Genomic DNA, 14729 nt, shown 5'->3' on the forward strand with positions numbered 1-14729 from the left:
GTTATAGTGGTTATATGTTTTTGTGTGGTGGTGGGTGAGGTTATTTATGCGGGGATCTGAGTTGTGGGTGATGGTTGGGGTTTTAGTGATGGGACACATTTGGGACGCAAATGGTTTTTGATGTGTTTAATACCTTTTCAATCTTTTTAATTGTTGGGACGTGAAAGCGTGACTTAATGCGGTATCTAATTGATTAAACAATAAAACTACTGACTTGTAATCAGTAGGTCACCAGTTCGACTCCGGTAGCCGGCACCATATAAAACCCGTTATCTCTTTGAGATAGCGGGTTTTTTCTTTTGTGCTCACCAACGACACTTAGGGGGTGTGGGACATATTTGGGACTGAAGTTTATGAATCAACAGTATGAATGCAATTAAAGGCACAAAAAGTTATTTGTGAGATTAAAGATGGCAAAGCAAGAGGAACGCAGTGGGATGCATCGTATAAGTAAGCGGGTAGCGCAATAACCACAGACCATGGATGGCTTGTAATTCAGATCACACATCACCTCTTAACTGAGGCTTTTTGCATCACCAGGTGATTAACATGAGGGAAACTTATTGCAAGGAAATACAAGAAATCATACAGGCTTCCCGGATAAAATATCAAGTTATTCAGATTCAATTCAAACAGCCCGCCAAGTGCAGTTTTTTATTTCCCGGAAATCATCATCAATAAAACAGTGTCACCACAACAGTGTCAGTATAATTTCCTGATACCGGCCAGTCCTGTGGCGGTATAGCACCATGTACAGTTACACTCTGACTGTTTCCATTATCAGATACCATACTTACTGTATTGGTATGAATACTGTCACCCCACGGCGCTGAATTTGCCGCATCCTGATAAAGCTGATAGCTGACACAATTTCCCTGGTTACAAAGCTGCCGGCTGTTATCTTTATAATGCAGGCCGGGACCCAGTCCCAGATAAAACGATGTATTGACAGGGCATCTGGCTGTAATTTTGGCTGTTGTTTTTGAGGCCAGTTTTTTCCCGCTGACGGGTGACAATGTGCCGAAATTCATATCACTGACACTGTCTATCTGACATCCCTGTCTTATTTCTGTACTGGCGGATGACTGAACTGTCCGTAAATTTGTTTCCGGCATTGCACTACAGGTGGGTAATTGCGCCTGTTTTTCTGCCGCCATAAACTTAATTACAGTAGAGAATCCATAATTGTAATAAGACGATGCCACCAGTGATGTCTGGTTCGGCATTATTTTTGCAGACAGATTAAAATAGGCTTCTTTAGTGGATGCGGTAGGAAGGACATAATCAATTTGCGCGTATTGTTGTGTCGAACGGCTTAAAGGAACACTCTGATCATTAAGCGGATAAAGATTAAAATAGAGCTCATTTGCCGGATAGCTGTTTGTCCGCATAGATAACGGAGCCTCATCTTGTAAACGCAGGCAGGCACGGATATACCGTGTCGAGTTTTCATAGTTATTACAGGTGAAAATAACCCTTCCGGTTGTTGAATTAGCCTGACCCTGAGTGCTGGTACCGAAATTAAATGCGGTGCCACTTCCGTTCCAGCAATTGCTGCTTGCAAATGCAGTCGGAGACAGGAAGAATATACCAATGAAAATCAAATAGTTATTATTTACAAGCATATTGCATTTTCCTCAGTAAAGGCTGCGGTGCTTTGTTTTATGTCCGGTATCTGAATATGACATTGACCTTCCGGCCAGGTCACATTAATTGTTTCTCCGGGAGCCCATGATTCCAGGTAAATCCGGCTGTCATACCCGACAATTGTTTTTTGTGTGTTATTTTCTGTTGTCACTGTTGCTGCAAAGGGCATAGGTTGCCCGCCTTTTTGTGTCAATTTCAGCAACAAGGCCCGTGTTTGGTATACATTAAAGGTTACTCTGGTTCCGCTGCCATCTCTTAATATCACGTTTTTTTTCAGTGTCTCTGATACGATAATCGGCAGGAAGTGACAAAGCATTAATTCTTATTTTTTGTGGTTCATATCCATACAGGTCATTAAGTAGTAAAAATCCGTTTTCATCTGTTTTACCCACCTCAACATTTTGCAGATAGACCGGGATCTCCGGTATTCCGGATGTGTCAGCAATTGCGAATGCATTTCCCAGCGTCCGCATAAAATAAAATTGACCATCCAGAAGACCTATCGCTCCATTACTGCCGGCAAACCAGCTGTCCTGACTGTTATTACGGTTATAACCAAGCTGCCATTCGTTTATTTCATTACGGCGGCTGATATCGGCATGAAGACTATTATTATGACCTGTCAGGGATGATAATCCCCATCCCCAACCTGTTTTGTCCGGTACCAGACTTTTCTGGTATTGAATTTGTTGGTTAACGCGCTGATCTTCATAGCTGGTCTGAAGCGATACATAATGCTCAGAAGATAAGGGAATATTAAGCATAAGATATAAGGCATGATCATTCTGATTTGTCAGTTCTTTGGTTGCATTGACTGATAATGTAAATGAATTATCCCATGTCCGAGTCCAGGAGATATTCGCATACTGCACTTTTGCAGACGGATATTGTCTGGTTACCCATCCGCTGCCAAGTGTTCCTATATTGTCAAATGCCTGACTGATAAATACACTGTCAGATGTTTTCGGCAGCGTATTACCTGCCATTACCGACATATCCGCATAATTACCGCTGAATTGCTGATGATCAGCCGATATATTGAACTGAGGATTATTCCATTGCCATCCGGTACCCCATTGTGACCCGTTATTATTCCGGTAACGGCTCAGTGCCGCATCAGTCCGGAATACGCCAAGATAAGGTGAGATAAGCCAGTGATAGCCAGCTCCTGTATTCTGAAGTGCACTGTTTATTTCACTGTGTGCAGCCAGTGTAATTTTATTACTTAATCCGTAGCGTCCGTCACCGACAACCATTAACCGGGGGTCGTAGCTGAAAGAGCGGTCACTGTAACCATCACGCAGCCAGCCGGTGCTTATATCCCATGTATACAGCCCGGGGGATAATAATTGATTAGTGTTATAAAGCGATAAATCAATTTTCTGCTGCTGTCCGTTAATATCGGTAATGACAAGCTGCGCATTACCGGCACCGGAGAAATAGGGTGCGGTATTTAATGTGAATTGTCCCGGCTCAACCCGTTGTGTGCTGTTTTTCATGCCCTCGATATATAAATCAACCGTCGAGGGCAATACGGCGGTACTGCTGTAAATAGGTTGTGATGCAGTATTAAAATTAGGTTGAACGGTGTAGTTATGTGAAAACCGGATACCACCGAACCGGACTCTGTTGGTCCCTGATTGTCCGCCGGTAATGCTGTCTCCGAGTGTCAGTACATTTAAAGAATCAACATTACTGTATGTCCAGGATGTCATCAGCCGGGTAAAGGTATTATCTGTTATGTCATTTGTGCGGGAAATCCGGGTATTAAATGATGATGAAAAATTTCCCTGACCATAACCAAATGCCCGCAGTTCAGTATATGCACTGGCACTGTCTGTGTATTTATCCTGACTGGCAAACAGGTCATAGTTAATGACCCCGCCTTTAATTGCCGGGGCTATCTGGTCTTCTTTCAGTAAAAAGCCCTGTTCCGGGGAGGATTTATTCTGATGCCCGGCAAGCCGGCTGCTTTCGGCTGTAATAGCGAGGGATTGTGTCAGAGGATCATAATTAAATGTAAATCCGGGCTGTGGCGTTAGTTTTATCCAGCCATCCTGTTTGGGTAATGTTTCTGTGTTTAAGTTCAGAGACTGGCTTTCTTCCTCTGACAGCCAAAAAGTATCACCTTCTTTTCTTACCGGGATAAGATCCGGTATTGCCCGTTTATTAACTGAAACATCAAGATAAAGCAGTTCTGTTGCAGGTGCCGCAAATCCACCTGTGGTATACAAGGCGGTACTAATCAGAATGAATAACGAAATTCTGAGGTTCTGAATGTTCATTAATAGTCACTTTCAGTGTCTGTCCTGATGACAGGTTGCCCGGTATAGGCCATTGCATCTGACTGTTTGCCAGCACATATCCCAGCAATCCTTTATTAATAATTTGTTCTTTTCCGTTACTGACAATCGCAATATCACTTAATTTGATGTGTTGGGCATTATTATTGCTAACCTGAAGTGTTGCCGGTTGTGTGCGGCTATTAATGCGAACATCAATTTTATGATTATCAAGAGGTTCTTCTGGTGTATTAATAAAAACAGGCAATGAATAACGAAGTAAAAAATTGACCGCACCATCACTTTTCGGAGCATCATTTCCCGGTAACTCATCAATTACAAGGCGGTATGATTGTTCTGTCCCTGATGTTTTAAGTCCCGGAATAATGATACGGATTAACTGTTGTTGTCCTGGCGGAATATCAGTAATCGGCGGGCTGACAATAATATTTTTTTGTTTCTGACAGTTTATTTTTATCGTTTTGTTGTTCCCAGAGGAATATCCGGATTTGGGCATTAATAGCGGTACTTCCGGCGTTAGAAACATAGACGGCTTTCACTTTTTCATCTGGTGAAAAATCGATATTGACCGGATAAACCTGCAATGTTGCCGCATCAGCAGATAAAGAGATCAATAAAGCTGAGGTAAGAAAAATCCCTAATCTTTTATATATTGATTTAAACATAAAATAAGCCGGTATAAGACGGAAAAGGAGTCATAAAGACTCCTTGCGTTTTGTGTGTGATCAATAATCTACTAAAATAGAAACCGTATCTTTATAAACACCAGCCGGAGCCTGTTTCAGTGTATTTGCTGCAATTTTACCGTAGATTTTTAATTGCTGGGCAGAACCGGTACCGGTTTCTGCTGTTCCGGTTGTCATCGGAATTTTACCTGCCTGGTCGGTATATAAAGCATAAGAGACTTTATTACCACTGTTATCTTCCAGCATATATTCATCTGCGGCATCGGCCGTTAATTTATAGTTAGTTCCCTGGGTACATGTCACGGAGGCTGTAGCATCCGTGGTTTGCTCACCAGCATTACTGAACTGGTTACCGAAATTCATATCACTGACAGAAACCGTACAGGCTTTAAGTACAGTCAGATAAACATTCATGTTCGCACTAACTTTTTCTGATGTAATCGTACTGGCAAAAGTAGTCGCAGAGGTAGATAACATCACTGCTAAACCTAAATATTTAATCTTTTTCAACGCGGGTTTACCTTAGTGGGGAGTGCTGTGTTTATTTATATAATTATCATTTTCATACAGTTATAATTTTAAGTAATTTAAAATTAACATTTGCATCAGATGATTTTTTTGTTTTTAGTAAATAGGGGGTTTACAGATACTTCCTATTTTTTATATTTTAAAATAATTGTATAGAAGATCAATAGATGTGGGGTTTAATTTTAGTATATAAGTAATATACGAAGTATTGCTCTGACTATTGGTGAAAAAATAGCTTAAATCTGTAGAAAACTCGAGTATCTTTTTTTTGTTCATTATTAGCTGCTGAAACATTAAAATAGCTGCTATCTGCTACGTATTAGTCGATTAGGTAATAATAACTATTTTCATGTTGAAAATAAGTGAAATAACGTTAATAACAACAGACCATGCCTGATATTAGCTAATTCCGCCTGAGTCATAATGTTAAGAAAAAGTAATGTTCCTGCTACAGCAGAGTGATACTTTATACCATCAGAACACCAGTAAGAGTTTGCTGGGTATTACATTAAAAAATACAGACTATGATCCAATCCGTTAATCAGGTCGCATGATTAATCTCCGGGGTGAGCACAGGGGATAACAAAACCTTATTTCGGTATTGTCTGAAAATAGTCTGAATCTGTCGCAGATAAAAATATCACCTATTATAATGCACTTTATCTGATATCATCTGACAGTGAATGTCATATAAAATAGTGTGTTATGAATATAATGTGAGTATTACTCCGACCGTTTTTTTTATTTTCACGAAGAATATTTATATCCGATATAATAAGTAAATATTACTAATGATGAAAATATCAGAGCGAATAAGCAGTTATTCATCATTATTTCCGGACAGTAAGCGACGGGAACAACGCCACCGGTGAAGCACTATAATCATAATTCAGTTTATTGCAGATAGGGACGATACGTTATGACTGATAACCACGATATGCCGGATTATTCAGAATTGAATTATGAGGCCATCTCGCAGTGCAATATAATTAAAGATAAGTTATTGGCAGCGTTGGAAAAAAGAAATAAAGAAATGCAGCGTTTGCGTATAAAAGCGCAGGAGATCCAGCGTGATTATCCCGGGGATCTGAAAAAACTTCAGGCACACATGCGTGAAATGAAAGACTCCAATAATGAAGTGATGTCTCTGGTCAGAGAATACAATGTATGGGCTGAAAAAGCGGGCCAGGAAAAACTGGTATTAGAATGAATCCGGCGATATGTTAATAAAGAAAAATAGATCCTGTTATTTTTCTGCCACTATCTTATTTTTTATTGTTCTGCTTTTCTCTGTTTTTATTAAACAGACAGCAGAAGGTAAAACCTCGGACAGCAGCAGAATTAACTTTTTATCAGCAGAATCAGCTGATGAATTGTACCGGATACTCCGTTCACGGACGGCACCTGACAGGGCGGCTATATTAAATCGTCTGCCGGATGAAGTGGTGATGCAATACGCGGATAACCGCCTTGCTCTGTTTAATCAAACGCTGGCAGATGATCCGTCCGGCAAGCGTTGTTTCCGTGGTATCTATCCTGAAAACCCTGCAATATACATCTCCGCAGTACAGATAAAGCCGTTTATGGCACAGAAACCGGTGGCGGGATTATCTGCGGCGGAGACTGATGCATTATATATCGGTCTTTTTCTCAGGCTCCGTCACACCTATGGTGATCTGATTGACGAAAAAGACGCAGATATTCCGGAAAAAGACGCTATATTAACCTGTGAAATAAAATCAGCGTTGTATCAGAGTGTTTTGCAGTTAGAGCCACACGAAGGCGCGGGGTTACTGCGTTATTTGTGGGTAAGCGAAGGCATGTTTTAACTTTCTGCAGCAACTGACCGGCAGCAACTGAACAGGATTATATTAATGTGCAGACGTGTTACGGGTGTATTGTGTGGTGTGCTGCTGTCAGTTATTGTGCCGGTCGCCCATAGCGCGGATAAACTGAGCCGGGCAGCACAGCAGTTGGATAGCCTGGTACTTTATGATTCAGCGTATGAAAAAATTGCGTATCCCGGTGGTGATGTGTCACCCCGCAGGGGCGTCTGTTCTGATGTGGTGATCCGCAGTTACCGGAAAATCGGTATTGATCTGCAACAGGAAGTTCATGAGGACATGAAAGCGAATTTCTCCCGCTACCCGAGCCGGAAATTGTGGGGATTAACCCGGACGGATACCAATATCGATCACCGGCGGGTACCGAACCTGGCTGTTTTTTTCAGCCGTAAAGGAGAGAGTAAACCCGTTACACAGCAGGCGACAGACTATGTTCCCGGCGATATTGTGACCTGGCAATTGAATAACGGACGCCCGCATATCGGCATTGTGATTGATAAAAAATCGCAGCTCAGCGGGCGACCGCTGGTTATGCACAATATTGGCGGCGGGCAGGTCAGTGAGGATGTGCTGTTTAGCTGGAAAATAACGGGACATTATCGTTACACGAAAGCCGGGTAAGGCAGGGAGCCGGCATGATACCGGCTCCGGTAAATTATTTTTTTTCCTGTCTGACGACCGATAAGTCCGCCGATTGCCGCGCCACCAACAGTACCTAATGCACTGCCATCAGTTAAGATAGCGCCACCAACAGCACCGACACCGGCACCAATTGCGGTGTGCCGGTCGCGTTTCGACATATTTGAACAGCCGGCAACAGCAAGCAACAGAGCTGCAGATAAAATCACCGTGCTTACTCTTTTGGTATTCGCATTCATATTATAAACTCCTGAGAAAATGGCGTATGACAACATAGTTCTGTTTTGCATACACCAGTATCAGAATAATCGGGAAAACGCGCTAAAATACCGGAATTATCACCGGTACTTTATCTGATTCAGGTTACGGGTGTTTTAAATGATAAGTGACAATATAAAATACTGTACGTTGAGTTTATCGCGTTATACAAATTTTCTACTTTTGCATTATGCTCCGCAATAGCACTCTCGCCGGATAAATCGGGATCGGTGATAGTCACTGCGGCGAAATGATGCGTCGGCAGCAGTGCCAGTTGTGTATTATCTTTCAGCAGATACCAGGGCGATGCAGACGGAGAGGGGATTGTTTCATGTTTACGCAGCCGCCAGCCGCCCAGCATTTGTTTATCTGTCAGTTCTTTTAACAGGGGCAGAAGTTCCTCTTCTGCGTCACACTGAATATGTGCGACAGTAATGTGCTCTGCGTGTGATGTCATCCTTATCCTCCGTGAAATCAGCAGATACCTTAATTCATAGTAACCCGTTCCCGGGCAAAAGACAGGGCTGATACGAACAGGTAATTCCGAATTTTGTTATTATCAGGCAGAGATCAGAATAATGACCGAATGAATAAGATAAAGTACGTTCATTATGACAAAGGAAGGGTCTGTATTATGGAGAACTACGTATATCTGACCGGTTTGGTTATGACTATTTCACTGAGTATTTATATTTTGTTAAGCAGGAAAATACCATCAGGCAGAAAAATGGTATACGGATTTGTACTGTTTACCTTTATTCTCGGATTTAGTGATACCTATAGTGAGCGACAGGCGTTCACTGAACAAAATGTATCATCGCCTGACAGCCGTGAAGGTGTCTCTCTGGCTGATAGATAATATATAAGACTACCTTACAGGGTTATCCAATATCACCGGAATATAATAGTGCAGTGCGCGGATCAGGGATTTTGGCTCTGTGCGTGCGTCTTCAGGTCTTTTGTCTGTTAACAGGTATTTTTCAATATCCGGGTGGTCGGGATGACGGATAATACTCATTTCAGACAGAATATTATTATAAATATCATAGGTAATATCCTGAAAATCAATATCTGAAAAATCACCGGAGAATATGATTTTCAGATAATGTACAAGGCCCGGTTCATAAACAATATCTTGTGGTGTTGTATTTGTCAGCCAGTGAGTTTCTGCCATTGTGGTATAACACATCGAAAATGTATCACCGGCTGATTTATTTACACCATGTGTTGCATATACGACATCCGGTAAAACAGGAAGCCGCTGCAAAAATAATGACCAGTATTGCTGACGTAATACGGGAGTATTCAGATTCCAGGTATCGGATGCTGCCTGATATATATGTGATGTACCGGTTAATATCTTTTGCGGTAGCATCGTTATTTCCAGTGATGAGTGCAGTTTATCAATATAACGTTTTGGCAGAACAAAACCACCGGGGTGCCAGCCATGTTTTTTCCGGTAACCTGATGGCGTAATACCAAAATGCTGTTTAAATGCACGACAAAATGTCTGCTGTGAATCAAACCGGTATTTCAATGACAAGTGCATCAGGTTAAGCGGCAGCAACCGCAGGGCTATTGCTGCACAGGACAAGCGGCGGCCACGGACGTAATTTGCCAGGGTATAGCCGGTTTGTTGTTTAAATATACGCTGAAAATGCCATTTTGAATAACCGGCTTTCTGTGCCACAGCCTCTAATGAAAGATCTGATTCCAGATTACTTTCTATCCAGCCAAGAATGTCATCAACAACGCGCTCATTAAACATAATTTTTCCGGTAGGTTTTTTTACCTGTGGCATTATATCTGCCTCAGTACTGAATAACAGTTGATTTACAATAACAGATAAATATCAGTGATCCGGGTCGGAATATGTTCTGTTTTTGTTCTGTGGCAGATGCTCATGCAGGTACTGTATAAATAATTTATACACAGATAATTGAATAAGCGTGGTTTTATTTGTTTACCGATGTAAAATACCGCAGATTTTATTAATGAGGTGAAAAATGAAAAAAAATATTGGCAGTTATTGCACTTTCTTTTGTCCTGGCAGGATGTGGTGAAGCCACGCTGGATATGAGTACACAGGAAACAGCAAAAGAATCAATTACAACAATGGAAAAAGATCTTTCACCTGAAGATGCGCGTGAACTGAAAGGGGCGATTACCAAAATTGGTTTTCAGGCTGCCTTTGCATCGGGTGGTGATGAAGCAAAAATGATGGCCGCGATGAAAGAGAAATTGCAGGGAAAAACAGCAAAAGAAATTATTAAGCTGGCAAAATAATATAGTCGATCCCTCCGGAACACTCTGTACCGGAGAGATCGTCGCAGTAATCAGTTATTTTTTGCGGCGTCGCGGTGATATTTCAGACGCTCTTTAAACCAGGCCCGTAACCGTTCAGGGCGCTGCTGCTCAATTTCTTTATCAATTTTAAGCAGTTTCAGTTTATCCCGCTGTACAAGACTTTTAGCCAGCGATTCGATCTCATCTTCTTCTTCCCGCGTCATCTTTGGCTTTGTTGAATTCTCTGACATACATCCTCCTTTTTTGCCAGTTTACTTTATTTTTGTATCCGGGATAGTTCGGGTAATTACGTATTATTTATTAAAAACAGCGTGTTACTCATTTTATGACACACTATGTACCGTAAATATGTATTTTATTTGGTAAGCGCCTTAATCGTGGCATTAATAACCGGCTCGGCCTTAACCGCTGACATTTCGTGGTCACCCGGAGCCATCAGTAACGGGCAGGCAAACCCGGAAATCACCTGATGTATTTCAAGGTTCTGATAAGGTCCGGTGTAACAGGGATTGGCGCTGACAAACAGGCTGATAGTCGGTACTTTTAATGCCAGGGCAATATGCATTGTCCCGGTATCGCCGGTAACCAGCGCATCAATATTATTGACGGCTTGTGTCAGTTCAGTCACTGAGGTTTTTCCGATTAATAATTCTGTTCTGTGATGTAATTGTGTTGGTAACCGGGCTAAAAATTGCTCACCTAACGGTATTTCACCGGGTGCGCCGAATAATACGATTATTAATTTCTTATCCAGGGCAAACAGCGCCAGTGCAACCTGCACAAAATAATGAACCGGCCAGCGGCGCTCTTCACTTGATGCGCCCATCTGAAAACCTACCCGCAGGCAATCTGATGGTGTTTTTGTGACACCGCAGGGAACATGCATCTCAACACTGGTTTCAGTAAATTGACAGCCAAGCGGGGCAATAAGATCCAGGCGTGCCTGAACAGAATGACCATGGAATGCCGTGAGATAATTTGTCAGCCAGCGCTCAGTGCCCGGGATCCCGGTATCTGAGCAACTGAATATAAACCGGGCTCCGCTTATTACCGCACTCAGATAATCATACGGACCGCGGGAATGGAGTATAAGGAGTAAATCAGGTGCGCCCTGTGCGTTGATGGCTTTGACCAGTGCGGGCACGCCATGAATTTTTCCGTTCCACGGGATAACCGCATCCCAGTCTTTACCGGTGCCGCTGTTGATGTAACTGTGCATTTTGTGGCTGGATACAACCGTAATACGGGCATCCGGAAAGCGGACTCTTACGGCGTGTATCGCCGGGGTGTTCATCAGAAAATCACCGAGTGCGGTAGTAGAGTAAATAACAATATTTCTAAAGTCCGGATTTTGTAACTGTTTGAATTCAGAGACAGTGTGTGACAAATCACGGCGGCGGGTATAACACCGGAGGAACCATCCTGCTAATTTATGTTTGAGTTTTTTTGACATGGTATTCCTTATAAATTAAACCCGTATAATTGGTTGCCGACGGGGTTACCGTATCTCAGCGCCGCCGGGTGGCTAGCCAGCAGAGCAGGGAGCCACCTGTGACCATCAGCACGCCCTGCCAGAAAGCGAAAGAGAGGGCGGTACTGAGCAACAGAGATGAAAACGCGGTAGAGAGTACCGGTGTAAAATAAGAAAGTGTGCCAATTAGTGCTACATTGCCGCGCAAAACAGCGATAGTCCAGAGTGAATTAGCCGCACAGGTGAGGGCGGCAGCGGCAACCAGAAAACCGAGGGTGGAGACGGAGACATCAGCCGGTATTATGATGCCGTCAAACGCGCTCAGTACCCACAGCCCCAGTGCGGTGAGGATAAAAAACAGGGTAATACCATTGTTTCCGTCAGCCAGTTTGCGTGACAAATTACTGTAAAATGCCCAGATAATGGCCCCGGTAAATGCCAGTCCGTAACTCAGCGGATTGAGTGCGACATTGTCCATAACGGAGGAAAAAGATAACCCGCTGTCACCGCCGATCACCCGGCTTATTCCCAGCACGGCAAGCACCAGTCCGGCGATAAGCAGGGGCCGCAGGCGCTGCCCGCCCATAATCACTGCCAGCCCGACTGTCAGTGAAGGCCACAGATAATTGACCATTCCCAGCTCAATAGCCTGCTGGCGGTTTTGCGAAAAGCCCAGCGCCAGGATAAAGCACAATTCATAGCTGACAAACAACGCCGTACCCCAGATGAGGTATTTGCGCGGATATTTACGGATGGCGGGAAGCCCCATAACAAGCAGCAACATCACAGAGCCCAGGGTATAAATCAGTGCTGCGCCGAATGTCGGCCCGAAATCCTCACTCACCCGTTTAATTAAAGCAACAATTGTGCTCCAGAACAGGATAGCCAGAATGCCGTAAAAAGTGGCAGTGTGTGCGGAAAATTTTCCCATAAATATCAGCCTGTGATAAATAGCTTGTAAGATATATCCCCAACGTCATTCAGGATACAACCAACAAACCTGCAGGTTGAATGAATAAGGGTATACGTTAAACTAATAATGAATTTGCCAGCATACCGCGATATCACCTCCGGACAAAGGGAGAGATCCTCATATCCGGCAAGACATGGAGCACTACAATGGAAGCACAGGACATTCTGAATTTCTGGTTCAATGAAATCACGCCTGCACAATGGTTTAAAAAAGATACGCAGTTTGATGCACAGATCCGCTCACGATTTCTGACGGTATGGGAGCAGACCGCAGCCGGAGAGTGCTTTGGCTGGCGTGAACATATCGGCGGGCGTCTTGCTGAAATTATTGTTCTTGACCAGTTTTCGCGTAATATTTTCCGCGATAATGCACAGGCTTTCTCACAGGATACTATGGCGCTGGTACTGGCGCAGGAAGCGGTAAAAACACCGGATTACCTGCAATTACCGCCTGTTCAGCGGAAATTTGTGCTGATGCCGTATATGCATTCAGAATCGGCATTGATCCATAAGCAGGCGGTTATTTTGTTTAAAGGTCTGGATGAGAATACCGAAGATTACGAGCGGCAGCACAAAGCGATCATCGACCGCTTCGGCCGTTATCCGCACCGTAATGAGATTCTGGGGCGAAAATCCACCCCGGAAGAATGTGAATTTTTACGCCAACCCGGTTCCGCGTTCTGATTCTGATTCACGGACAGCAAAGTGTGCGGCGATGCCGCGCATATCAAAGCCCGTTGGTGTCTGATGTACCCGCAGATGGAATTGCGGCAGGATCGCAAACAGGTGATCGAAAATATCGGACTGGATCTGCTCATAGGCTATCCACGCCGTCACATTGGTGAAAGCATAGATTTCAATCGGCAGACCATCCGGTGTCGGCGCTAACTGGCGCACCATAATGGTCATTTTTTTTATGGATAGCCGGGTTTGCTTTAATATAGGCTTCCGCATAGGCGCGGAATGTTCCGAGGTTTGTCAGTCTACGGTGGTTGAGCGCACTGTCTTCCGGCTCTTGTGACTGTGCATTATAATCCGTTATTTCCTGTGATTTTGCATCAATATAGCCGGAAATAAGGTGTGAACGCCGCAGTTTACTGATTTCTTTGTCATCCAGAAAACGAATGCTGGTGGTGTCTAAATTCATGCTGCGCTTAATGCGCCGCCCGCCTGAGGACGTCATACCCTGCCAGTTTTTGAATGAGTCGGAAATCAGGGCATAAGTCGGGATAGTCGTGATGGTATTATCCCAGTTCTGCACTTTAACCGTGGTCAGCCCGATATCGGTCACCGCCCCGTCAGCCCCGTATTTCGGCATCTCCAGCCAGTCACCTACATTCAGCATATCATTGACAGATAACTGAATTCCCGCAACCAGCCCCATAATCGGGTCTTTAAAGACCAGCATCAGTACGGCAGTCATCGCACCCAGTCCGCTCAGCAAAATCAGCGGCGATTTACCAATCAGCAATGAAATAATCAGGATACTGAATAATACGGCGATAATTAATTTCAGGCTCTGCATTACACCGCGCAGGGGGAGTTTGCTCAGTGATTGTGTGCTGCGGGAAAGCGTCAGCAGGATATCCATCAGTGAGAAGAGCAGCAGCATGCCGAACAACAGACACCATGCCTGTGCGCCGGTGGTCAGAATTTCTTGTGTGGTGCCGCGGTGCAGCCAGACCAGCGCCTGGATATTTAATACCAGTCCCTGAATAAGAAAGGCAAACCGGTTGAACAGCTTGGTGCGGGTAATTAATGCGCCCCACGGGCGGGCGCTTCCGGCGGAGCGGCGCTCTATATAGGGCAGCAGACCTTTGTGCAGCGCGAGGTGCAAAATTACACCAATGAGGACTATCAGGGATATGACACCGGCTATGGCCGCGCCTGAAGCATAGTCGGTATTAAGTTCGAATTGTTGTTGCAGCCACAGCCGCAGTTGTTGCTCCATAAAAAAAGTCTCCGGGTCGGGATGTAACCGGCTCACTGGTGAGCAGAAAATGTTAAAAAAGGGATCGCATTGATTACTGTATCATTTTTTGACGTATTTGGCGCGTAATAGCCTAAAATACAG

Annotated in this window: 16 protein-coding genes and 2 pseudogenes; 6 read left to right on the plus strand and 12 right to left on the minus strand. The window is 43.9% G+C overall.

The features are described from left to right. Nucleotides 1–674: 674 nt before the first annotated feature. From AYY16_RS03015 to AYY16_RS03035, 5 genes are all read right to left on the minus strand, one after another. Complete coding sequence (locus AYY16_RS03015; protein ID WP_067361909.1) at nucleotides 675–1625, minus strand: Csu type fimbrial protein; 951 nt, start codon at nucleotides 1623–1625, stop codon at nucleotides 675–677. Further along, nucleotides 1616–1963: a FimD/PapC C-terminal domain-containing protein gene (locus AYY16_RS21625; RefSeq protein ID WP_082970567.1), complete on the minus strand. Its 348-nt coding sequence runs from the start codon at nucleotides 1961–1963 to the stop codon at nucleotides 1616–1618. Before AYY16_RS21625 ends, AYY16_RS03015 begins: the two co-directional genes overlap by 10 nt. After that, nucleotides 1872–3932: a fimbria/pilus outer membrane usher protein gene (locus AYY16_RS03025; protein ID WP_067361916.1), complete on the minus strand. Its 2061-nt coding sequence runs from the start codon at nucleotides 3930–3932 to the stop codon at nucleotides 1872–1874. Before AYY16_RS03025 ends, AYY16_RS21625 begins: the two co-directional genes overlap by 92 nt. Next, nucleotides 3889–4446: a fimbrial biogenesis chaperone gene (locus AYY16_RS03030; protein WP_162271036.1), complete on the minus strand. Its 558-nt coding sequence runs from the start codon at nucleotides 4444–4446 to the stop codon at nucleotides 3889–3891. Before AYY16_RS03030 ends, AYY16_RS03025 begins: the two co-directional genes overlap by 44 nt. A gap of 229 nt (nucleotides 4447–4675) precedes the next feature. Next, a complete protein-coding gene (locus AYY16_RS03035; RefSeq protein ID WP_082970569.1) occupies nucleotides 4676–5146 on the minus strand; it encodes a Csu type fimbrial protein in 471 nt (156 codons plus the stop codon). Between the two features lie 1051 nt (nucleotides 5147–6197). On the opposite strand from AYY16_RS03035, the gene AYY16_RS20785 reads away from it, so the two are divergent. Genes AYY16_RS20785 through AYY16_RS03050 form a run of 3 tightly spaced genes read left to right on the plus strand, consistent with a single transcriptional unit; the run spans nucleotide 6198 to nucleotide 7629 of the window. Then, nucleotides 6198–6374: a YidC/Oxa1 family membrane protein insertase gene (locus tag AYY16_RS20785; protein WP_235846196.1), complete on the plus strand. Its 177-nt coding sequence runs from the start codon at nucleotides 6198–6200 to the stop codon at nucleotides 6372–6374. Between the two features lie 10 nt (nucleotides 6375–6384). Continuing rightward, nucleotides 6385–6993, plus strand: coding sequence for a hypothetical protein (locus tag AYY16_RS03045; protein ID WP_223861156.1), 609 nt, complete (start codon nucleotides 6385–6387; stop codon nucleotides 6991–6993). A gap of 45 nt (nucleotides 6994–7038) precedes the next feature. Continuing rightward, nucleotides 7039–7629: a DUF1287 domain-containing protein gene (locus AYY16_RS03050; RefSeq protein ID WP_067361922.1), complete on the plus strand. Its 591-nt coding sequence runs from the start codon at nucleotides 7039–7041 to the stop codon at nucleotides 7627–7629. 41 nt (nucleotides 7630–7670) lie between these two features. On the opposite strand, the pseudogene osmB reads toward AYY16_RS03050, so the two are convergent. Next, a pseudogene (gene osmB / locus AYY16_RS03055) lies at nucleotides 7671–7886 on the minus strand (osmotically-inducible lipoprotein OsmB); the annotation flags it as partial. Between the two features lie 119 nt (nucleotides 7887–8005). After that, nucleotides 8006–8362, minus strand: coding sequence for a hypothetical protein (locus AYY16_RS20790; RefSeq protein ID WP_223861155.1), 357 nt, complete (start codon nucleotides 8360–8362; stop codon nucleotides 8006–8008). A gap of 177 nt (nucleotides 8363–8539) precedes the next feature. Here AYY16_RS20790 and AYY16_RS03065 point away from each other — a divergent pair, with 177 nt between their 5' ends. Further along, the gene (locus AYY16_RS03065) at nucleotides 8540–8764 is read left to right on the plus strand and encodes a hypothetical protein (protein WP_067361928.1); all 225 of its coding nucleotides are present in this window, start codon (nucleotides 8540–8542) and stop codon (nucleotides 8762–8764) included. 9 nt (nucleotides 8765–8773) lie between these two features. Here the strand turns inward: AYY16_RS03065 and AYY16_RS03070 are convergent, their stop codons facing one another. Then, on the minus strand, nucleotides 8774–9706 hold the full coding sequence (locus AYY16_RS03070; RefSeq protein ID WP_223861154.1) for a helix-turn-helix domain-containing protein: 933 nt from the start codon (nucleotides 9704–9706) through the stop codon (nucleotides 8774–8776). 218 nt (nucleotides 9707–9924) lie between these two features. Here AYY16_RS03070 and AYY16_RS03075 point away from each other — a divergent pair, with 218 nt between their 5' ends. Continuing rightward, entirely contained in the window at nucleotides 9925–10191 is a 267-nt protein-coding gene (locus AYY16_RS03075; RefSeq protein ID WP_235846197.1) for a DUF6694 family lipoprotein, read from the plus strand. Between the two features lie 50 nt (nucleotides 10192–10241). Here the strand turns inward: AYY16_RS03075 and AYY16_RS20110 are convergent, their stop codons facing one another. The 3 genes from AYY16_RS20110 to yddG form a co-directional block, all read right to left on the minus strand. Next, entirely contained in the window at nucleotides 10242–10442 is a 201-nt protein-coding gene (locus AYY16_RS20110; protein ID WP_150384720.1) for a hypothetical protein, read from the minus strand. Between the two features lie 125 nt (nucleotides 10443–10567). Next, on the minus strand, nucleotides 10568–11665 hold the full coding sequence (locus AYY16_RS03080; protein WP_067361935.1) for a glycosyltransferase family 9 protein: 1098 nt from the start codon (nucleotides 11663–11665) through the stop codon (nucleotides 10568–10570). Nucleotides 11666–11720: 55 nt separating this feature from the next. Next, on the minus strand, nucleotides 11721–12614 hold the full coding sequence (gene yddG, locus AYY16_RS03085; RefSeq protein WP_067361938.1) for an aromatic amino acid DMT transporter YddG: 894 nt from the start codon (nucleotides 12612–12614) through the stop codon (nucleotides 11721–11723). Between the two features lie 188 nt (nucleotides 12615–12802). On the opposite strand from yddG, the gene AYY16_RS03090 reads away from it, so the two are divergent. Further along, nucleotides 12803–13339: a DUF924 family protein gene (locus AYY16_RS03090; RefSeq protein WP_067361941.1), complete on the plus strand. Its 537-nt coding sequence runs from the start codon at nucleotides 12803–12805 to the stop codon at nucleotides 13337–13339. On the opposite strand, the pseudogene AYY16_RS03095 reads toward AYY16_RS03090, so the two are convergent. Then, a pseudogene (locus tag AYY16_RS03095) lies at nucleotides 13313–14606 on the minus strand (mechanosensitive ion channel family protein). The gene AYY16_RS03090 and the pseudogene AYY16_RS03095 overlap by 27 nt on opposite strands. Between the last annotated feature and the right edge of the window lie 123 nt (nucleotides 14607–14729).

Source organism: Morganella psychrotolerans (genome assembly GCF_001676155.1).
Classification (GTDB): domain Bacteria; phylum Pseudomonadota; class Gammaproteobacteria; order Enterobacterales; family Enterobacteriaceae; genus Morganella; species Morganella psychrotolerans.

What these genes read in the sequence shown, in the direction of transcription:
- AYY16_RS03065 (WP_067361928.1), top strand. Translation starts at nt 8,540, where the DNA reads ATGGAGAACTACGTATATCTGACCGGTTTGGTTATGACTATTTCACTG.
- AYY16_RS21625 (WP_082970567.1), bottom strand. Translation starts at nt 1,963, where the DNA reads ATGCTTTGTCACTTCCTGCCGATTATCGTATCAGAGACACTGAAAAAA.
- AYY16_RS03080 (WP_067361935.1), bottom strand. Translation starts at nt 11,665, where the DNA reads ATGTCAAAAAAACTCAAACATAAATTAGCAGGATGGTTCCTCCGGTGT.
- AYY16_RS20110 (WP_150384720.1), bottom strand. Translation starts at nt 10,442, where the DNA reads ATGTCAGAGAATTCAACAAAGCCAAAGATGACGCGGGAAGAAGAAGAT.
- AYY16_RS03015 (WP_067361909.1), bottom strand. Translation starts at nt 1,625, where the DNA reads ATGCTTGTAAATAATAACTATTTGATTTTCATTGGTATATTCTTCCTG.
- AYY16_RS03045 (WP_223861156.1), top strand. Translation starts at nt 6,385, where the DNA reads ATGTTAATAAAGAAAAATAGATCCTGTTATTTTTCTGCCACTATCTTA.
- AYY16_RS20785 (WP_235846196.1), top strand. Translation starts at nt 6,198, where the DNA reads ATGCAGCGTTTGCGTATAAAAGCGCAGGAGATCCAGCGTGATTATCCC.
- AYY16_RS03070 (WP_223861154.1), bottom strand. Translation starts at nt 9,706, where the DNA reads ATGCCACAGGTAAAAAAACCTACCGGAAAAATTATGTTTAATGAGCGC.
- yddG (WP_067361938.1), bottom strand. Translation starts at nt 12,614, where the DNA reads ATGGGAAAATTTTCCGCACACACTGCCACTTTTTACGGCATTCTGGCT.
- AYY16_RS03030 (WP_162271036.1), bottom strand. Translation starts at nt 4,446, where the DNA reads ATGCCCAAATCCGGATATTCCTCTGGGAACAACAAAACGATAAAAATA.
- AYY16_RS03050 (WP_067361922.1), top strand. Translation starts at nt 7,039, where the DNA reads ATGTGCAGACGTGTTACGGGTGTATTGTGTGGTGTGCTGCTGTCAGTT.
- AYY16_RS20790 (WP_223861155.1), bottom strand. Translation starts at nt 8,362, where the DNA reads ATGACATCACACGCAGAGCACATTACTGTCGCACATATTCAGTGTGAC.
- AYY16_RS03090 (WP_067361941.1), top strand. Translation starts at nt 12,803, where the DNA reads ATGGAAGCACAGGACATTCTGAATTTCTGGTTCAATGAAATCACGCCT.
- AYY16_RS03025 (WP_067361916.1), bottom strand. Translation starts at nt 3,932, where the DNA reads ATGAACATTCAGAACCTCAGAATTTCGTTATTCATTCTGATTAGTACC.